The following is a 17,547-nucleotide window of genomic DNA, read 5'->3' on the forward strand; positions in this document are numbered from 1 at the left end:
CCTCTTGACTCTAAGGTCAGGCAACGGCGCAGCGAATACAACCCCTTTTTGAAAATAAATTTTCTGTTGCAAATCTGTTGAAGGGGACTGCGTCGCAGTCCATCGCTGGCAAGCCCCGCCCCCACTGTGGGAGCCGCGCTTGCCGGCGATGGGCCGCATAGCGGCCCCCGGTTCAGGGCGACCACGGGTTCGCCACGACCCTTGCAGCGCCTAATGCGACCGAGCGCCAGAAATGGTGAGGCAGGCATCGAGCCTCCACCAGTCTTTGCTTATGAGAATTAAACTCATTACTATTGCACCCCCATTTCCCGGACTCACGCCATGAAGCGCTCCGCCGCCGGACTCCCTCTCAGCTATCGCCTGGCCGTGGTTTCACGCAGCCTGGCTGCATTACTGGGTGGCTATCTGCTGGCGTCGTTGGTCAGTGTCTGCCTGGCCCTGTTGCTGCCGTTGCCCCAGGTCGACGCCACGCTGACCGGCCTGATGCTCTCGTTCGTGTTCTACCTGCTGGCCTTCATCTGGTGCTTCGCCTGCCGCAGCGCCTGGCGCGCCTGGCTTGGCGTGCTGCTGCCGAGCCTGGTGCTGGGGCTGCTTGGCGGGTTCGCCTACTGGATGAAAAACCCATGAAGGAAGGCTTCCGCCAGGCCATGGCCTGGCTGCACACCTGGACCGGCCTGATCTTTGGCTGGCTGTTGTTCGCCATCTTCCTCACCGGCACCTTGTCGTATTTCAAGGAGGAGGTCAGCCACTGGGCACAGCCGGAGGTGCGCCGCCATGCACTCGACCCGGTGGCCAGCCTGGGGCTGGCCCAGCGCTACCTGGAGAGCAACGCCGCGCATTCGGGCAACTGGATGATCCGCCTGCCCAGCGAGCGTGACGCTGCCTTGAACGTGGGCTGGCGCGACCCCGAGGGCGGGCGGCGGGGCTTTGTCAGAAAAGACTTGGACGCGCAGAGCGGGCAGCCGGTCGAGGCGCGTGATACACGTGGCGGCGAGTTCTTCTACCGCTTCCATTTCGAACTGCAGATGCCGTACCCGTGGGGCCGCTGGCTGTCGACGTTGTGTGCCTTCATCATGCTGCTGGGGCTGGTCACCGGGATCATCACCCACAAGAAGATCTTCAAGGAGTTCTTCACCTTCCGCCCCGGCAAGGCCCAGCGCTCCTGGCTGGACGGCCACAACGCCATCGGCGTGCTGGTGCTGCCGTTCCACCTGATGATCAGCTACAGCAGCCTGGTGCTGTTCATGTACATGGTCATGCCGGCCGGCATCCTGGCCAGCTACGGCAACACCAGCGGATATTTCAATGACCTGTTCGGCCGCGACGAGGCACCCCAGCTGGCCAATGTCGCGACCCCACTGGTGCCGCTGGAGAGCCTCTACGCCAAGGTCCAGGCGCAGGCGCCGGGCGCACGCATGGGCTTCATCCAGGTGCAGAACCCGGGGGATCGCAATGCCCGTGTCACCTTCAGCCAGTCATCGGCAGACAACGTCCCCTACAAGCGCAGCGCCAACTGGACCTTCGATGGCGCCACCGGCGAACTGCTGAAACAGGGCGCGCCGGAAAGCGCCACGATGATGACCTCTTTCAGTTTCGCTGGCCTGCACATGGGCAACTACGCCGGGCCCTGGCTGCGCTGGCTGTATTTCGCCTTCGGGCTTGCCGGCACGGCGGTGATCGGCACCGGTCTGGTGATGTGGCTGGGCAAGCGCCAGCTCAAGCACGCCAAGCGCGAACGCCTGCCGGGCGAATTGCGCCTGGTCGAGGTGCTCAACATAGCCAGCATGAGTGGCCTGATCCTCGCCGTGGCCGGCTTCTTCTGGGCCAACCGGCTGCTGCCCGTGGCACTGCAAGGGCGGGCCGACTGGGAGGTGAATGCCTTCTTCCTGGTCTGGTCGGCGTCATTGCTGCATGCCGTAGTGCGCCCGGGGCGCAAAGCCTGGGGCGAGCAGCTGGCCCTGGGCGCGTTGGCCTTTGCCCTGTTACCCCTGCTCAACGCCCTGAGCACCGGCCAAGGGTTGAACGCCTCTGTGCCTGCGGGTGACTGGGCCATGGCCGGGTTCGACCTTACCGCCCTGGCCTGTGGGCTGTTCCTGGCCTGGGCCGCGAGCAAGATGCTGCGCCCTGCCAAGCCCGCCGCCAAACGTGCGCCGAAGGCGGCCAAGGTCTCGCCTGACATGGTCGAGGTGCACTGATGCTGAGCATTGCCCTGATCGGTTTCGCCGGTTTCGCCGCGCTGTGCCTGGCGATGGAAAAACACTTCAGCGAGCTGCTCGGGCGCAAACCCTCGCCAGGCCAGCTGCGTGTGCTGCGCATCGTTGGCTGGCTGTTGCTGATGCTGTCGCTGGTCCTCGCCGTGCGTTGGCGTGGCTGGGCACATGGTTTGGTGGAGTGGGTCGCATTGCTGATGGCGGGGGGCACCTTGTGGGTGTTTGGTTTGCCCTACCAGCCGCGGCTGTTGTTAGGCCTGGCTGCGCTCAGCCTGGTGCTGGGCCCGCTGTTGGCCATGTTTACCGGGTGATGCCTTGAGCGAACCCGACAGCGACGGCACCCGCGCGCGTTTCGTCCAGGTATTCCTGGCCCAGCGTGCACGCATGGAAGCCCTGGTCAGCCGCCGGGTAGGCTGCCGTGCCACGGCGTCGGACCTGGTGCAGGAATTGTTCCTGCGCTTCTGGCGCCGGCCCGACCTGAAGGTCGACGCGCTCGACACCTACCTGTTGCGCTGTGCCGGTAACCTGGCCATCGATCACTTGCGCAGCGAAGGCAGCCGCGAACGCGTCGCCGAAGCCTCGCTGGCGGTGGATGAAGCGGGCCTGGCCCAGGCGCCAGAGCAGGCCGCGGAAATCGATCATGACCTGCAGCGCATCGAAACCGCCCTGCGTGCCTTGCCTGAGCGTACCCGGCAGATCTTTCTGCTCAATCGTATCCACGGCTGCAAGTACGGCGAAATTGCCAAGGCCATGCAGCTTTCCCAGAGCACCGTGGAAAAGCATATGATGCGCGCCCTTGAAGCGTGCAAGGCCAGTGTTGCCGAGCCCGCGACCCTAACTCGCAGGCCTGGGAGCGCCCGCCGATGAGCCATCCAGACCTGATCACCGCTGCCCAGTCCGAGGCGGCCTTACAGTGGCTGATCCGTATCAACGAACAGCCTGCAGCTGCCGGCAGTGCGGAGTTCAAGCGCTGGCTGCTGGCCGACCCCAGGCATCGCGAAGCCTACGCCGAGGCCCAGTTGCTGTGGCAGCTCAGCGAAGCACCGGCAACGCGCCTGGCCGAGGAAGAGCACGCCGCTTTGCAGCGCTACTTGCTGGCCATGGCCAAACCGCCAGGCAAAGGGCATTGGCGGCGGGCCGGCATGGCGTTGGCTGCGGCGTGCCTGGTGCTGGCTGTCAGCATGGCGGGCGGCTGGCGGCCAAGTGACTGGTTGCTCAACTTGCAGGCCGATTTCAGCAGCAGCGATGCGCTGCGCCAGGTGACCCTGGCGGATCAGTCGCAGGTGACCCTGGATGCTGGCAGCGCCATCGCCGTCGACTTCCTGCCAGGCGAACGCCGCGTGCGCCTGTTGCATGGCGCAGCATTCTTCCAGGTTACCCATACGGGGCAGCCGTTCGTGGTGGAGGCCGCTGGCGGCGAAGTACGGGTGCTGGGCACGCAGTTCGAAGTGCGTGACCAAGGGCAGGGCGCGCAGGTCATCGTGCGCAGCGGGCGCGTGGCTGTTGTCCCGGCGGTGGGGCAGGCCGGCCAGGTGCTGACGGCCAACCAGCAGCTGGACTATGCCGACGGACAGGCAGGCGAGCTGTCGAGCGTGGACAGCGACAGCCGGCTGGCATGGCGCCAAGGCTGGCTGAACTACTACCAGGCGCCGCTGGCGCAGGTGGTAGCAGACCTGGGCCGCTACTACCCAGGCCGCATCGTCCTCCTTGATGGCGAGTTGGGGCAGCGCAAGGTCAGCGGCAGCTTCCCGGCGAATGAGCCTTTGGCGGCACTGGACTCGCTGGGCAAGGTACTGGGCTTTTCGCGGCAAACGCTGTTGGGGCGGTTGACCGTGATCCACTGAAAAAAAATGCAAAAGCGGATGAGGTAACAGGTGGCGGCATCCGTGTAATGAGTGGAAGTGCGATTCATTCGCAGTAATAACCCTCTCACAGGTCAGCGTCCATGAAGTTCACCCCGCGTTGCGTTCCCCTCTGGCTCGGCCTTTCAGCGTGCTCGGCCATTACCGCTGCCCCTGGCCTGATGGCTGCCGAGCAACTTCAGCTGCACACGTTCGACCAGCCCAGCCAGCCGCTGGCCCAGGCCCTGAATGCCTTCAGCCGTGCCACTGGCCAGAGTGTCGTCTACACCCTCGAATTGCCTGGCGTACAAGCCCCTGCCCTCAATGGCTCGTTCAGCGCCGAGCAGGCTCTGCAACAGCTGCTGGGCAACAGCGGACTGACCTGGCGCCGCCTCGACGCACGCACCCTGACGCTCGAACCGGTGGAAACCTCTGGCGCCCTCAACCTGCAGGCCACCACGGTGACCTCGCAAATGGACAGCTACAGCTATCAACCGCCGGCCAGCGCTTCGATCATGCGCGGTCAGGGGCCGTCCCAGGACATCCCCCAGGCGATCAACGTGGTGCCGGCTCAGGTCATCCGCGACCAGGCCCCACGCAACCTCGACGACGCCCTGGCCAACGTCAGCGGCATCACCCAGGGCAACAATTTCGGTGGCACTTCCGATACCGTGATGAAGCGTGGCTTCGGTGACAACCGCGATGGCTCGATCATGCGTGATGGCATGCCGCTGGTGCAGGGTCGCAGCCTCAATGCCAGCACCGAGCGGGTCGAAGTGCTCAAGGGCCCGGCTTCGCTGCTGTACGGCATTCAGGACCCAGGCGGGGTGATCAACGTTGTCAGCAAGCGCCCGCAACTGCAGCAATACAATGCCCTGACCGTGCGCGGCTCCACCTACGGCAGCGGCAAGAACGGCAGCGGCGGTGGTTTCGACAGCACCGGCGCGCTGGGTGACAGCAATTTCGCCTACCGCCTGATCGTCGATCACGAGGACGAGGACTACTGGCGCAACTTCGGTGTGCACCGCGAATCGCTGGTGGCGCCATCGCTGGCCTGGCTCGGCGAAGACACCCAGGTGGTGCTGGCCTACGAGCACCGCGAATTCCTTTATCCGTTCGACCGCGGCACGGCATTCGGCAGCAACGGCCACCCACTGGACATCCCCGCTACCCGCCGGCTGGACGAACCATTCAACGACATGGAAGGGCGTTCCGACCTTTATCGCCTGGAGGTCGACCACCAGCTGGCCGACGACTGGAAGCTGCACTTCGGCTACAGCTTCAACCGCGAGACCTACGATGCCAGCCAGGTTCGCGTTACTGCGGTGAACGAGGCCAAGGGCACGCTGACGCGCAGCATGGACGGCACCCACAACGCCATGAGCCGCGACCAGTTCGCCACCTTGAGCCTCACCGGCAATGTCGAGCTGGCCGGCATGCAGAACGACCTGCTGTTCGGCATTGACCACGAAGATCGCAAGATCTTTCGCGGTGACCTGATCCGTCAGAGCGCTCAATCCACCTTCAGCTACCTGAACCCGGTCTACGGCCAGGAAGTGGAGGGTACGACAGTGCGCGCCAGCGACAGCGACCAGACCGACAAGCTGCGCACCGACGCCTTGTTTGTGCAGGACGCGCTGCACCTGGACGAGCACTGGATCCTGGTCGCTGGCGCGCGTTACCAGCAATACGACCAGTACGCCGGCCGCGGCCGCCCGTTCAAGGCCAATACCGACACCAGTGGCCAGGCCTGGGTGCCGCATGCTGGCATCGTCTACAAGGTCGATGACCAGTTGTCGTTCTACGGTAGCTACAGCGAGTCGTTCAAACCCAACTCCAGCATTGCCCCGCTGACCGGGGGTGTGGTGCTGGATTCGTCGGTGGCGCCGGAGGAGGGCAAGTCCTGGGAGCTGGGCGCCAAGCTGGACATGCCGGGCAGCCTCACCGGTACCCTGGCGCTGTTCGACATCACCAAGCAGAACGTGCTGGTCGCCAACTTCGACAGCGGAACCGGCGAGACGGTGTACAGCAATGCGGGGGAGGTCAATTCGCGCGGCGTCGAACTTGACCTGACCGGGCAGCTCAGCGAGCGCTGGAGCCTGATCGGCAGTTACGCCTATACCGATGCCAAGGTGACCAAGGATCCCGACCTGGAAGGCAACCGCCTGCAGAACGTCGCCAGGCATACCGGCTCGCTGTCGGCGGTGTATGACTTCGGCAGCCTGTTCGGTGGCGATCGCCTGCGTTTTGGCGCCGGGGCGCGGTATGTGGGCGAACGGCCGGGCAATTCGACCAATACCTTCGACCTGCCGAGCTATACCGTGGCTGACGCGTTCGCCACCTACGAGACCAAGCTCGACGAGCACAATGTGCGCGTGCAGCTGAACGTGAAGAACCTGTTCGACAAGGTGTATTACAGCTCGGCGGTGAACCAGTACTTCGTCGCCATTGGCGATGCGCGGCAGGTGAGCCTGTCGAGTACCTTCGAGTTCTGAACCTTGTACAGCCTGTGTCGGCCTCTTCGCGGCTAAAGCCGCTCCTTAAGGGACGGCGCAGGGCCTGTGGGGGCGGCTTCAGCCGCGAATGGCCGAACGGTACTCGCCAGGTGTCGCCCCCAGCGCCTGGCGGAAGCGGTTGCTGAAATGGCTGGCACTGGCGAACCCGCACAGCAGTGCCACCTGGCCCAAGGGCAGTTCGCCCAGGCGCAACAACTGGCAAGCCCGGTGCAGCCGTCGCGCCAGCAAGTACTGATGCGGCGGCAGGCCGAAACTGGTGCGGAACATCCGCGCAAAGTGGTACTCCGACAGGTTGCAGCGCAGTGCCAGCTCGCCCAAGGTAATCGGCTGGTCGAGGTGCGCCTCGATATACTCGACCAGCTGCCGACGCAGGCTCGGCGCCAGCCCGCCTTTCAGGCGCAACCCCTGGCGCAGGCCAACCTGGCTGAGTACGGCATGGTCGACGATCTCGTGGGCCAGGCTGCTGGCCAGCAAGCGCTCGGCGGGTTCATCCCAGTCGAGGGTGATCAGCTGGCGAAAGCGCACGGATTGCTGCGGGTCATCGAGGAAGGTCGCCTCCTGCAGCTGCAGTTCGCGTGGCTCACGGTCGAGCAGGCGCACGCAGCCCAGGGCGAACTGGGCCTCGCTGATGTACAGATGGGCCAGGCGAATCGCACCGTTCACCACCCAGTTCGACTCGTGCCCCGCTGGCATGATGCACAACTTGTCAGGCGCGCCCTTGTCGGCCGGGCGCTGGCGGCGGAAGGTGCCGGTGCCATCGGCGATGTAGCACGACAGTGTGTGATGGCTCGGCGCCTGGTAGTCGCGGGCGTCGTCGCGGTTGCTCCACAACGCTGCCGCCAGACCGTCGCCCAGGTGCGCGCTCAGCTCCAGCCGGGCGTTTGGCGAGGCGTGCATGGCGTTGAACACTTGCAACTGGGTGAGTGGGGTCATGGTGAGTCCTCTGGGGCTCATCGTACTGCGCCTGCATGCCGGTGACAGCTACCCGGGCAGGAAAAGCGCAAGTTTGTGCAAGCGAAAAGCAGCGATCAGGGAGAACACTGGTGGCCCTGGCGAGGGCTGCGCCCTTGATTCGCGGGACAAGCCCGCTCCTGCAGAGACCGCGCCGCTGGTAAGGCGAGTGATGTACCTGTGGGAGCGGGCTTGCCCCGCGAAAGCGCCGGGCACCGACTTTGAAAGGCCCAAGGAACCGCCGCCATGAACCTGTTTCTGTACCTGCTCACCGTCCTGATCTGGGGGACCACCTGGATCGCCCTGAAACTGCAACTGGGCGTGGTCGACATTCCGGTGTCGATCGTCTATCGCTTCGCCCTGGCCGGCCTGATCCTGTTCGCCATGCTCCTGCTCACCCGCCGCCTGCAGCCGATGAACCGGCGCGGCCACCTGATCTGCGTGGCACAGGGCTTTTGCCTGTTCTGTGTCAACTTCATGTGCTTCCTCACCGCCAGTCAGTGGGTTGCCAGTGGCCTGATCGCCGTGGTGTTCTCGACCGCGACTTTGTGGAATGCCCTCAACGCCCGGATCTTCTTCGGCCAGAAGATCGCCAGCAATGTCCTGGCTGGCGGTGCGCTTGGCCTGCTCGGCCTGGGGCTGCTGTTCTGGCCCGAGCTCTCGCACCACACAGCCAGCCGCGAAACCCTCTACGGCCTGGGCTTGGCACTGCTCGGCACGCTGTGCTTCTCGGCCGGCAACATGCTTTCCAGCATGCAGCAGAAGGCCGGGCTCAAGCCCATGACCACCAATGCCTGGGGCATGGTCTATGGCGCCTCGATGCTGGCGCTGTATTGCCTGGTCAGCGGCATCCCTTTCGCCATGGAATGGAACACCCGCTACATCGGCTCGCTGCTGTACCTGGTCATCCCCGGCTCGGTGATCGGCTTCACCGCCTACCTGACCCTGGTCGGGCGCATGGGGCCGGAGCGGGCGGCCTACTGCACCGTGTTGTTCCCGCTGGTGGCGCTGAATGTGTCGGCTTTTGCCGAAGGTTACCAATGGACGACACCGGCGCTGCTGGGCCTGGTGGCGGTGATGGCGGGGAATGTGCTGGTGTTCCGCAAGCCACGGCCCAAGCCGGCTGCGGCGTTAGCATGAGTCTGCAAGCCAGGCAACTGACAAAAATGCCAGGTAGGGCGTTGGCGGCTGACTAGACTTTTCCGGGGGAGTCTTTACTCGGGGAAAGGAGATGCAGTCGCCGCCGTCATGGGACAAGCCACTTACGCCTGCACAACTGTGGCTGCTCTGCTGCGCAGCTTTGCTGCTGCATGTCGTGCCCTTGCTCATGGCCGACATGCCGTTTCTCGACGACTATGCCCGTGAGCAGCTGGCGCGCAACGACTGGATGGACGTAGGGCGGCCGTTGATGGTCGCCTTGTTTGCCGCTCTCAGTTTCGCTCCCGGCGCCGTGAACCTCTATCCATTGCCACTGCTGCTGGCGATGTTGGTCACTGGGCACGCGCTGGCACGTCTGCTGCGCTACTGGTTCGAGTTCCCGACCTTGAGCAGTGTGCTGCTGGTGCTGCCCCTGTGGTTTCAGCCGTATTTCCTGCAGAACCTTTCCTATCAGTACGACGGCGCCAGCATGGCGTTGTCCCTGGCGGCGGCTGTCTGGGCTATCACCCTGGGCATGCAACGTTTGCGTAGCGGGTTGTGCGGGGCTTTGCTGGTGGCTGCCGGCGCCGCGCTCTATCAGCCGAGCGTCAATGTGTTTGCCGGGCTCTGTGCGCTGGAGGTGATGCGGCGAGTGATCGAGGGTGACGGGGGGGCTGTTGTCTGTCGGCTGGCTGTGGCACGTACGGGGCAGCTTCTGCTGGGCGTTTTGCTGTACTACGCAAGCTGCGCCTGGATGGTGACCTCGACGCGCGCCGGCGTGTTGCCGCTGGATGGGCGATGGCTTGCTGAGGTGGTGGCACGCTTGCGGACCACGGCTGAGGTCGTAGGCTTGTTGATCACCCCCGGTAATGCCTGGCTGTTCGCGCTTCTGCTGCTGTGTGCCGCGTTGGCATTGTTGCGTGAGTTGCAGCGAGTGTGGCAACGCCCGGCCGCTGCGGGCAAGCGCTTGGGCTTGATGGCGGCCCTGTTGGTGGCGGTTGTGCTGGTTGCACTGTGTGTCCCTGGGTTTATTCTGCTGCTGGCGGAGTTCGAGCAGTCGGTACGGGTACTGATGGGGCTGGGCGTGTTGTTGATGCTGCTGAATCTCCTGGTCCACCGAGCATTGGCCAGTTGGCCACGCCTGCGTTTGTTGGCGCTGGTCGTGCCCTTGCTGTTCATGCTGTCGTTCTCGTTCGCGTATGGTCGGGTGCTGGTTTTGCAGAAAGCCTTGCATCAGTCCATCACACAGATGCTGGCCCATGATCTGCTGTCGTTGGGCGCGGCCGAGCATTACTACGTGCTCGGCTACTGGCTGAAGCGCCCATGGATTCCTGCGGCGGCCGGCACCTTGCACGCCATGCCCGCCATGGCAAGGATCCACGCCTACAACTATGTGGTGCTGCCAGAGATGCTGCCCCGAGTGGGCATCGACGACCTGCGCACGTTCTACCAGCCACCACCGCTGAATCGGCAGCAGGTGCTGGCGGCCAGCCCGACGCCGCAAGTGTCGAACCGTTTCTATGACATCCACCGCGTCGGCGGCGACGCCTACGTGCTGGTCAAACCTCCCGACGGGTACGGGCAGTGACCTGGCCCCCTTTTGCCCGCTACGGGTTGATCGGCATCGGTAACACCCTGGTGCACTGGCTGGTGTTCCTCGGGCTGCATCTGGCGCTGGGCCTGAAGCAGGCCCCGAGTAATCTGCTGGCGTTTGCCGTGGCCGCCACCGTGTCTTATCACCTCAATGCCCGTTACACCTTCGCCGTCACACCGAGCGGCAAGCGCTATCTGCTGTTCGTGCTTGGCATGGGTTGCCTGAGCCTGGCCTTGGGAGCGCTCTCCGACCTGCTGGGCCTGTCACCCTGGCTGACTCTGCTGACCTTCTCGGCAACCAGCCTGGTTGCAGGCTACTGCTTTTCGTACACCGTGGTGTTCAACCGGAGGGGATCATGAACATTACCCTGATCGTGCCGGTGTTTAACGAACAGGACACCCTGGAGCGCTTCTATGACGCGGTACGCAATGAGCCGACTTTACAGGGCATGACGGTGGAGATCCTGTTCGTCAACGACGGCAGCAGCGATGCCAGCGAAGACATCTGCGCCGAGCTGGCAGAGCGGGACGAGTGGGTCACGGTGGTCAATTTTTCGCGCAATTTCGGCAAGGAGTCGGCGCTGTTCGCCGGCCTTGAATATGCCGAAGGTGATGCCGTGGTGCCGATCGATGTCGATCTGCAAGACCCGGTCGACGTCATCGCGCAGATGATCGCACTTTGGCGAGAAGGCGCCGACGTGGTGCTGGCCAAGCGCCGCAGCCGGGCCGCCGACACGCCGCTAAAGCGCTGGAGCGCGCGCTTCTACTATCGCTTGCACAATCGCATCGCCTCGACCCATATCGAAGAGAATGTCGGCGATTTCCGCCTGCTCGATCGCAAGGTGGTGGCTGCGATCCGCCAGCTGCCCGAACAGCAGCTGTTCATGAAGGGGGTGCTGTCGTGGGTGGGCTTTCGCACCGCGATCATCGAGTACGACCGACCAGGGCGCGCGGCGGGCAACAGCAAGTTCAGTTTCTGGCGTTTGTGGAACCTGGCACTGGACGGCATCACCTCGTTCAGCACCGTGCCTTTGCGGCTGTGGAGCTACGTGGGCGCAGGGGTGTCGTTGTTCGCCTTTGCCTTTGCGGTGTACATGCTGGTCGACAAGATGCTGCATGGCAATGATGTGCCGGGCTACCCCTCGATGATGACGGCGATTCTATTCCTGGGTGGGGTGCAGTTGATCGGCATCGGGATATTGGGAGAGTACATCGGGCGGGTCTACCAGGAGACCAAGCATCGGCCGCGGTACGTGGTGCGCAAGGTATTGGGCAGGCGGCGACAACCCAGGTGAAATGAGTTGCCTGTACCGGCCTCTTCGCGGCTGAAGCCGCTCCCACACGTATTGCGAGGTCCCTGTAGGAGCGGTTGCAGCCGCGAAGAGGCCAGTACAGGCGCTAGAGGGCTATCAGCCCTTCCACACCTGCGGATTCACCAGATCCCGCGGCCGCTCGCCGAGCAGCGCTGCCCGCAGGTTTTCCATCGCCCGGTTGGCCATGGCCTCGCGGGTCTCGGCAGTCGCCGAACCGATGTGCGGCAAGGTCAGCGCATTGGGCAGCTGGAACAGCGGCGACTGGCTCAGGGGCTCTTTCTCGTAAACATCCAGGCCGGCGCCACGCAGGGTGCCGTTCTGCAGCGCCTCGATCAGCGCCGCTTCGTCGACCACCGGGCCGCGGGCGATGTTGATCAGGAACGCACTCGGTTTCATCAGCTTCAATTCACGGGCGCCGATCAGCTTGCGCGTGGCATCGGACAGCGGCACCACCAGGCAGACGAAGTCGGACTCCGCCAGCAGTTGCTCGAGGCTGCGGTACTGGGCGCCCAGTTCCTGCTCCAGCGCCGTCTTGCGGCTGTTGCCGGCATACAGGATCGACATGTTGAAGCCGAAGCGGCCACGCCGGGCAATGGCGGCGCCGATGTTGCCCAGGCCGACGATGCCCAGGGTCTTGCCATGCACATCGCTGCCGAAGTGCGACGGGGCGACCGTGGCTTGCCAGTGGCCGGCCTTGGTCCAGGCGTCGAGCTCGGCGGTGCGGCGGGCGCAGCCCATGATCAGCGAGAAGCCCAGGTCGGCGGTGCTTTCGGTGAGCACGTCGGGGGTGTTGGTCAGGGCGATGCCGCGCTCGTTGAAATAGTCGAGGTCATAGTTGTCATAACCGACCGAGACGCTGGACACCACTTCGAGCTTACCCGCGCCTTCGAGTTGCGCGCGGCCCAGCTTGCGGCCGGCGCCGATCAGGCCGTGGGCCTCGGGCAGCGCTTCGTTGAACTGGGCACTGATGTCGCCGAGCTTGGGGTTCGGCACGATCACGTTGAAGTCTTGCTGCAGGTGCTCGGCCATGGCCGGGGTGATGCGGCTGAAGGCCAGGACGGTCTTTTTCATCGGGCAACTTCTCAGGGCGGTGGCTGGGGTTGATTGGTTAGCAACCTACCATTGTCCACCGCCGCCGTGCAGCAGCTTTTTTCAGTTGGCGAGCAGCAATTCGTGGGTTTTCAGGTCGGCTTCATGGGCCGCCAGAATTTCCGGCAACGAGTTACGCAGGTACTCGACCCAGGTCTTGATCTTGGCATCCAGGTACTGGCGCGACGGGTAGATGGCATACAGGTTCAGCTCCTGCAGCCGGTACTCCGGCATCACCCGGACCAGGCTGCCGTCACGCAAGCCATCGATCACCGAGTAGATCGGCAACACGCCCATGCCCATGCCACTGCGGATCGCGGTTTTCATCGCATCCGCCGAGTTGACCTGGAACGGCGAGCTGGTGATGTTCACCAACTCCTGGCCCTCCGGGCCGTCGAACAGCCATTTTTCCAGCGGGATCACCGGGCTGACCATGCGCAGGCAGGAATGCTTGAGCAGGTCGACCGGCTTTTGCGCAAAGCCGTGCTTGGCCACGTACTCGGGCGAGGCGCAGACAATGCTGTAGGTGATGCCCAGGCGTTGCGAGACGAAACCGGAGTCCGGCAGCTCGGTGGCCAGCACGATGGACACGTCGTAGCCCTCGTCGAGCAGGTCGGGCACGCGGTTGGCCATGGTCAGGTCGAAGGTCACGTCCGGGTGCGACTCGCGGTAGCGGGCGATGGCATCGACCACGAAGTGCTGGCCGACCCCGGTCATCGAATGCACCTTCAACTGCCCGGCAGGCCGGGCATGGGCGTCGCTGGCTTCAGCTTCGGCTTCTTCGACGTAGGTGAGGATCTGTTCGCAGCGCATCAGGTAACGCTTGCCGGCCTCGGTCAAGGCGATGCGCCGGGTGGTGCGGTTGAGCAGCCGGGTTTGCAGATGGGCTTCCAGGTTGGAGACCGCCCGCGACACGTTCGCGGTGGTCGTATCCAGTTGCGCCGCGGCAGCGGTAAAGCTGCCTAGCTGGGCTACGCAACTGAAAGCACGCATGTTTTGCAGGGTGTCCATGGGTCACTCTCAAGGTAGAGGACAAAATTGTGTCACGAAGTAACGCGAATGTGCGTTCGACCAAAGCCGGATTATCGCTGTTTCGGTAACAAAGATTCGCAGGAATATGCGCTTATCGCCAGTGCGGCGCCCCCCTAGAATTGCCCGGCCCCTCCACCTCTTCCTCGGGAAATCGCAGCTGTGCCGCGTCGCATCCTCAGAACGCTTCAAGTGTTCAGTGCCTGTGCCCTTAGTTTCACCTTGAGCGGCTGTATCGGAACCTGGGGTATCGCCCCGCAAAGCAAGACCCTGCAAGCCAATACCTTGACCACCGACGCGGCCATTCGCGAAGCGGCCAGCGACGCGCACTGGCCTGACCAGCGCTGGTGGCATGCCTATGGCGACCCACAACTCGACCGCTGGATCGACCTGGCCGTGGCCGGCAGCCCAAGCCTGGCCATGGCGGCGGCGCGTGTGCGTGAAGCCAAGGCCATGGCGGGTGTGGTCGAGTCGGCGGAAAAGCTCCAGGTCAATGGTGATGCCACGCTCAAACGGCATAACTGGCCTGAGGATCAGTTCTACGGCCCTGGCGCGCTGTCGGGTGCCAACACCTGGGACAACAACGCCGCCATCGGCTTCAGCTACGCGTTGGACCTGTGGGGGCGTGAGCGCAACGCCAGCGAGCAGGCGGTGGACCAGGCCCACATGAGCGTGGCCGAGGCCCGCCAGGCGCAGCTGGAGCTGCAGAACAACGTGGTGCGCGCCTACATTCAGCTGAGCCTGCATTTCGCCCAGCGTGACATCGTCAAGGCCGAGCTCGAACAGCAGGAGCAGATCCTGGCCCTGGCCAAGCGCCGTCTGGACGGTGGCATCGGCACCCATTTCGAGGTCAGCCAGGCCGAGGCACCGCTGCCCGAAACCCATCGCCAGCTCGATAGCCTCGACGAAGAAATCGCCCTGACCCGCAACCAGCTGGCGGCGCTGGCGGGCAAAGGCCCAGGGGAGGGCGCGCAGTTGCAACGGCCGACCCTGGCCCTTGCGGCCCCTCTGAAACTGCCTTCGAACCTGCCTGCCGAGCTGGTCGGCCAGCGCCCGGACGTGGTCGCCAGCCGCTGGCAGGTCGCCGCACAGGCCCGTGGCATCGATGTCGCCCACGCCGGTTTCTTTCCCAACGTCGACCTGGTCGGCAGCCTCGGCTTCATGGCCACCGGTGGTGGCCCGCTGGAATTCCTGACCGGACGCAAGTTCAACTACAACGTCGGCCCGGCGATCAGCCTGCCGATCTTCGACGGTGGCCGCCTGCGCTCGCAGCTGGGCGTGGCCTCGGCGGGTTATGACGTGGCCGTGGCGCGCTACAACCAGACCGTTGTCGGCGCGCTGAAGAACATTTCCGACCAGCTGATCCGCCGTGAATCGATGAAGGAGCAGTCGCACTTCGCCGCCGAGTCGGTGGCCGCTGCGCAGAAAACCTACGACATCGCCACGGTGGCCTTCCAGCGCGGCCTGACCGACTACCTCAACGTGCTCAATGCGCAGACCTTGCTGTTCCGCCAGCAGCAGGTGCAGCAGCAGGTGCAAGCTGCACGCCTGATCGCCCATGCCGAACTGGTCACCGCCCTGGGCGGCGGCCTGCAGGCCGGCCAGGACGTGCCGAAGGAAGAACGCCAGGCAGCGCCTGAAACCCCCGCCACCCTGGCCATTTTCGACAAGAAGCCGGATAACGCCGAATGAGCACTTCCAGTTTGCCCATGCGCTGGCTGCAGAGCCTCGAATGGCGCCGGGGCTTCTTTGCCTGGGCGCGCACCGACGGGGTGACCTGGGTCTACATCTTCAAGGTGCTGGCGGCAGCGTTCATCACCCTGTGGCTGGCCATGCGCCTGGAGCTGCCGCAACCGCGTACGGCGATGATCACCGTGTTCATCGTCATGCAGCCGCAGAGCGGCCATGTGTTCGCCAAGAGCTTCTATCGGGTGCTCGGCACCTTGGCCGGCTCGGCGATGATGGTCGCGCTGATCGCCATCTTCCCGCAGAACACCGAACTGTTCCTGCCCAGCCTGGCGGTGTGGGTTGGCCTGTGCTCGGCCGGCGCCATGCGCTACCGCACCTTCCGCGCCTATGGCTTCGTCCTCGCCGGCTACACCGCGGCGATGATCGGCCTGCCCGTGCTGCAGCACCCGGACCAGGCGTTCATGGCGGCCGTGTGGCGGGTCCTTGAAATTGCCCTGGGCATCCTGGTGTCGACGTTCGTCAGCGCCGCGATCCTGCCGCAGTCGGCCAGTGCCGCCATGCGCAATGCCCTGTACCAGCGCTTCGGCGTATTCGCCGGGGTAGTGGTGGAAGCCTTGCGCGGCGATAGCCAGCGCGACCGCTTCGAGACCAGCAACGTGCGCTTCGTCGCCGAGGCGGTGGGGCTGGAGAGCCTGCGTAACGTCACTGCCTTCGAAGACCCGCACATGCGTCGCCGCTCTGGCCGCCTGGTGCGCATGAACAGCGAGTTCATGGCCATCACCACGCGCTTCAACGCCTTGCACCGCTTGCTGGAGCGCCTGCGCGCCCGCGGTCCGCTGCAGATCGTCAGCGCCATCGAGCCAGGCCTGGACACTTTGGTGGAGCTGCTGCAGCCCTATGTGGGCCGGGCGCTGACCGACGCCGATGCGCTGCGCCTGACCCTGGAACTGGCGGCCTACAAGGAAGGCCTGCAGGCGCAGGTGCGTAGCCTGCGCGCCGACTACCTGGCAACCCTGCCCAGCGAATCCGACCTGCTCGATTTCCACACTGCATTCGAGTTGCTCTACCGTTTCGTCGACGAGATGTACAGCTACGCCGAAACCCACGCCTCGCTGGCCGCGCACAAGCACGAGCGCGAGCAGTGGGATGAGCCCTATGTGGCGCAGACCAGCTGGCTGGTGTCGCTGGCCGCCGGTGTGCGGGCGTCGGCGGTGCTGTTGCTGCTGGGCAGCTACTGGCTGATGAGCGACTGGCCCAGCGGTGCCATGATGACCCTGATCGCCACCGTCACCGTGGGCCTCTCGGCCGCTTCGCCGAACCCCAAGCGCATGTCGTTCCAGATGGCCTGTGGTACGGCGATCGGTGCCTTCATCGGCTTTTTCGAAACCTTCTTCGTGTTCCCCTGGATCGACGGTTTCCCGCTGCTGTGCATGGTCCTGGCGCCGGTGTTCGTGCTCGGTGCCTTCCTGTCGTCGCGGCCAGCCTACGCCGGTTACGGCATCGGCCTGCTGGTGTTCTTCGCCATCGGCTCGGTGCCGAACAACCTGACCGTCTACGACCCCTACAGCTTCATCAACGACTACATCGGCATGGTCATCGGCATGTTCGTCTGCGCCGCAGCCGGGGCGATCATCCTGCCGCCGAACAGCCGTTGGCTGTGGAGCCGCCTGGAGCAGGAGCTGCGCGGGCAGGTGCTGTTCGCCATCAGCGGCCGCCTGCGCGGCCTCGGGTCGGCCTTCGAAAGCCGCACCCGCGACCTGTTGCACCAGGCCTATGGCCTGGCTGCCGGCAAGCCGCAGGTACAGAGCCAGCTGATGGGCTGGATGTTCACCGTGCTGGAGATCGGCCACGCCATCATCGAACTGCGCAAGGAGCAGGCCCGCGCGCCGGTCCACCCGGCCTACGCCGAGTCGCAGCCGTGGCGCCAGGCCATTCGTGTCATGGGCCGTGCCCTGGCCCGTCTGTTCCTGCAGCCCAGCGCCAGCAACCACGAACGCGCCCTGGTCGCGGTGGACCACGCCATCGCGCGCGTGCAGGCCACTGACGAACCGTTCGCCCGGCACTTCGACACCTCGGTGCTGCGCCGTGTCCAGAGCTACCTGCACTTCATCCGTTCATCCCTATTGGACCCACAGTCGCCGCTGGCACCGGCGAAAGGATTGCACGATGCTCCGTGAAA

Annotated in this window: 15 protein-coding genes; 12 read left to right on the top strand and 3 right to left on the bottom strand. The window is 64.5% G+C overall.

What is annotated here, in order from left to right; genetic code table 11:
- Positions 1-321: 321 nt before the first annotated feature.
- The 6 genes from ACIPZ5_RS16690 to ACIPZ5_RS16715 all read left to right on the top strand — a co-directional run bounded on the left by ACIPZ5_RS16690 (position 322) and on the right by ACIPZ5_RS16715 (position 6,546).
- Positions 322-627, top strand: a complete 306-nt coding sequence (locus ACIPZ5_RS16690; protein WP_085675010.1) for a DUF3649 domain-containing protein — start codon at positions 322-324, stop codon at positions 625-627.
- Complete coding sequence (locus tag ACIPZ5_RS16695) at positions 624-2,195, top strand: PepSY-associated TM helix domain-containing protein (protein WP_400809733.1); 1,572 nt, start codon at positions 624-626, stop codon at positions 2,193-2,195. The genes ACIPZ5_RS16690 and ACIPZ5_RS16695 overlap by 4 nt, the downstream gene beginning before the upstream one ends.
- The gene (locus ACIPZ5_RS16700; protein WP_343597949.1) at positions 2,195-2,521 is read left to right on the top strand and encodes a DUF3325 domain-containing protein; all 327 of its coding nucleotides are present in this window, start codon (positions 2,195-2,197) and stop codon (positions 2,519-2,521) included. The genes ACIPZ5_RS16695 and ACIPZ5_RS16700 overlap by 1 nt, the downstream gene beginning before the upstream one ends.
- 4 nt (positions 2,522-2,525) lie before the next feature.
- Positions 2,526-3,077 carry an RNA polymerase sigma factor gene (locus ACIPZ5_RS16705; protein WP_261941531.1) on the top strand — a complete coding sequence of 184 codons (552 nt, stop codon included), beginning with the start codon at positions 2,526-2,528 and terminating at the stop codon, positions 3,075-3,077.
- Positions 3,074-4,054: a FecR family protein gene (locus ACIPZ5_RS16710; protein ID WP_400809735.1), complete on the top strand. Its 981-nt coding sequence runs from the start codon at positions 3,074-3,076 to the stop codon at positions 4,052-4,054. Before ACIPZ5_RS16705 ends, ACIPZ5_RS16710 begins: the two co-directional genes overlap by 4 nt.
- Positions 4,055-4,155: 101 nt before the next feature.
- Positions 4,156-6,546 carry a TonB-dependent siderophore receptor gene (locus tag ACIPZ5_RS16715; RefSeq protein WP_400809737.1) on the top strand — a complete coding sequence of 797 codons (2,391 nt, stop codon included), beginning with the start codon at positions 4,156-4,158 and terminating at the stop codon, positions 6,544-6,546.
- Positions 6,547-6,624: 78 nt separating this feature from the next.
- Here ACIPZ5_RS16715 and ACIPZ5_RS16720 read toward each other — a convergent pair whose 3' ends face one another.
- Positions 6,625-7,500 (bottom strand): helix-turn-helix domain-containing protein, encoded by an 876-nt coding sequence (locus ACIPZ5_RS16720; protein WP_261941528.1) that lies wholly within the window; start codon positions 7,498-7,500, stop codon positions 6,625-6,627.
- 264 nt (positions 7,501-7,764) lie between these two features.
- On the opposite strand from ACIPZ5_RS16720, the gene ACIPZ5_RS16725 reads away from it, so the two are divergent.
- The 4 genes from ACIPZ5_RS16725 to ACIPZ5_RS16740 all read left to right on the top strand — a co-directional run bounded on the left by ACIPZ5_RS16725 (position 7,765) and on the right by ACIPZ5_RS16740 (position 11,543).
- Positions 7,765-8,658: a DMT family transporter gene (locus ACIPZ5_RS16725; protein WP_343597942.1), complete on the top strand. Its 894-nt coding sequence runs from the start codon at positions 7,765-7,767 to the stop codon at positions 8,656-8,658.
- A gap of 91 nt (positions 8,659-8,749) precedes the next feature.
- Complete coding sequence (locus ACIPZ5_RS16730) at positions 8,750-10,243, top strand: glucosyltransferase domain-containing protein (protein WP_343597940.1); 1,494 nt, start codon at positions 8,750-8,752, stop codon at positions 10,241-10,243.
- A complete protein-coding gene (locus ACIPZ5_RS16735; protein WP_400809739.1) occupies positions 10,240-10,608 on the top strand; it encodes a GtrA family protein in 369 nt (122 codons plus the stop codon). The genes ACIPZ5_RS16730 and ACIPZ5_RS16735 overlap by 4 nt, the downstream gene beginning before the upstream one ends.
- Complete coding sequence (locus ACIPZ5_RS16740; RefSeq protein WP_343597936.1) at positions 10,605-11,543, top strand: glycosyltransferase family 2 protein; 939 nt, start codon at positions 10,605-10,607, stop codon at positions 11,541-11,543. Before ACIPZ5_RS16735 ends, ACIPZ5_RS16740 begins: the two co-directional genes overlap by 4 nt.
- 114 nt (positions 11,544-11,657) lie before the next feature.
- Here ACIPZ5_RS16740 and ACIPZ5_RS16745 read toward each other — a convergent pair whose 3' ends face one another.
- Positions 11,658-12,632: a 2-hydroxyacid dehydrogenase gene (locus ACIPZ5_RS16745; RefSeq protein WP_400809740.1), complete on the bottom strand. Its 975-nt coding sequence runs from the start codon at positions 12,630-12,632 to the stop codon at positions 11,658-11,660.
- Between the two features lie 81 nt (positions 12,633-12,713).
- Positions 12,714-13,661 carry a LysR family transcriptional regulator gene (locus ACIPZ5_RS16750; protein ID WP_261941525.1) on the bottom strand — a complete coding sequence of 316 codons (948 nt, stop codon included), beginning with the start codon at positions 13,659-13,661 and terminating at the stop codon, positions 12,714-12,716.
- A gap of 180 nt (positions 13,662-13,841) precedes the next feature.
- Between ACIPZ5_RS16750 and ACIPZ5_RS16755 the strand changes: the two genes are divergently transcribed.
- Together ACIPZ5_RS16755 and ACIPZ5_RS16760 are read left to right on the top strand one after the other, a co-directional pair.
- The gene (locus ACIPZ5_RS16755; RefSeq protein ID WP_343597931.1) at positions 13,842-15,371 is read left to right on the top strand and encodes an efflux transporter outer membrane subunit; all 1,530 of its coding nucleotides are present in this window, start codon (positions 13,842-13,844) and stop codon (positions 15,369-15,371) included.
- Positions 15,368-17,545 (top strand): FUSC family protein, encoded by a 2,178-nt coding sequence (locus ACIPZ5_RS16760; protein WP_400809741.1) that lies wholly within the window; start codon positions 15,368-15,370, stop codon positions 17,543-17,545. Before ACIPZ5_RS16755 ends, ACIPZ5_RS16760 begins: the two co-directional genes overlap by 4 nt.
- The last annotated feature ends 2 nt before the right edge of the window (positions 17,546-17,547 follow it).

Source organism: Pseudomonas sp. NPDC089428 (assembly GCF_044749325.1).
Taxonomy (GTDB): Bacteria; Pseudomonadota; Gammaproteobacteria; order Pseudomonadales; family Pseudomonadaceae; genus Aquipseudomonas.

What these genes read in the sequence shown, in the direction of transcription:
- ACIPZ5_RS16690 (WP_085675010.1), top strand. Translation starts at nt 322, where the DNA reads ATGAAGCGCTCCGCCGCCGGACTCCCTCTCAGCTATCGCCTGGCCGTG.
- ACIPZ5_RS16695 (WP_400809733.1), top strand. Translation starts at nt 624, where the DNA reads ATGAAGGAAGGCTTCCGCCAGGCCATGGCCTGGCTGCACACCTGGACC.
- ACIPZ5_RS16700 (WP_343597949.1), top strand. Translation starts at nt 2,195, where the DNA reads ATGCTGAGCATTGCCCTGATCGGTTTCGCCGGTTTCGCCGCGCTGTGC.
- ACIPZ5_RS16710 (WP_400809735.1), top strand. Translation starts at nt 3,074, where the DNA reads ATGAGCCATCCAGACCTGATCACCGCTGCCCAGTCCGAGGCGGCCTTA.
- ACIPZ5_RS16715 (WP_400809737.1), top strand. Translation starts at nt 4,156, where the DNA reads ATGAAGTTCACCCCGCGTTGCGTTCCCCTCTGGCTCGGCCTTTCAGCG.
- ACIPZ5_RS16720 (WP_261941528.1), bottom strand. Translation starts at nt 7,500, where the DNA reads ATGACCCCACTCACCCAGTTGCAAGTGTTCAACGCCATGCACGCCTCG.
- ACIPZ5_RS16725 (WP_343597942.1), top strand. Translation starts at nt 7,765, where the DNA reads ATGAACCTGTTTCTGTACCTGCTCACCGTCCTGATCTGGGGGACCACC.
- ACIPZ5_RS16730 (WP_343597940.1), top strand. Translation starts at nt 8,750, where the DNA reads ATGCAGTCGCCGCCGTCATGGGACAAGCCACTTACGCCTGCACAACTG.
- ACIPZ5_RS16740 (WP_343597936.1), top strand. Translation starts at nt 10,605, where the DNA reads ATGAACATTACCCTGATCGTGCCGGTGTTTAACGAACAGGACACCCTG.
- ACIPZ5_RS16745 (WP_400809740.1), bottom strand. Translation starts at nt 12,632, where the DNA reads ATGAAAAAGACCGTCCTGGCCTTCAGCCGCATCACCCCGGCCATGGCC.
- ACIPZ5_RS16750 (WP_261941525.1), bottom strand. Translation starts at nt 13,661, where the DNA reads ATGGACACCCTGCAAAACATGCGTGCTTTCAGTTGCGTAGCCCAGCTA.
- ACIPZ5_RS16760 (WP_400809741.1), top strand. Translation starts at nt 15,368, where the DNA reads ATGAGCACTTCCAGTTTGCCCATGCGCTGGCTGCAGAGCCTCGAATGG.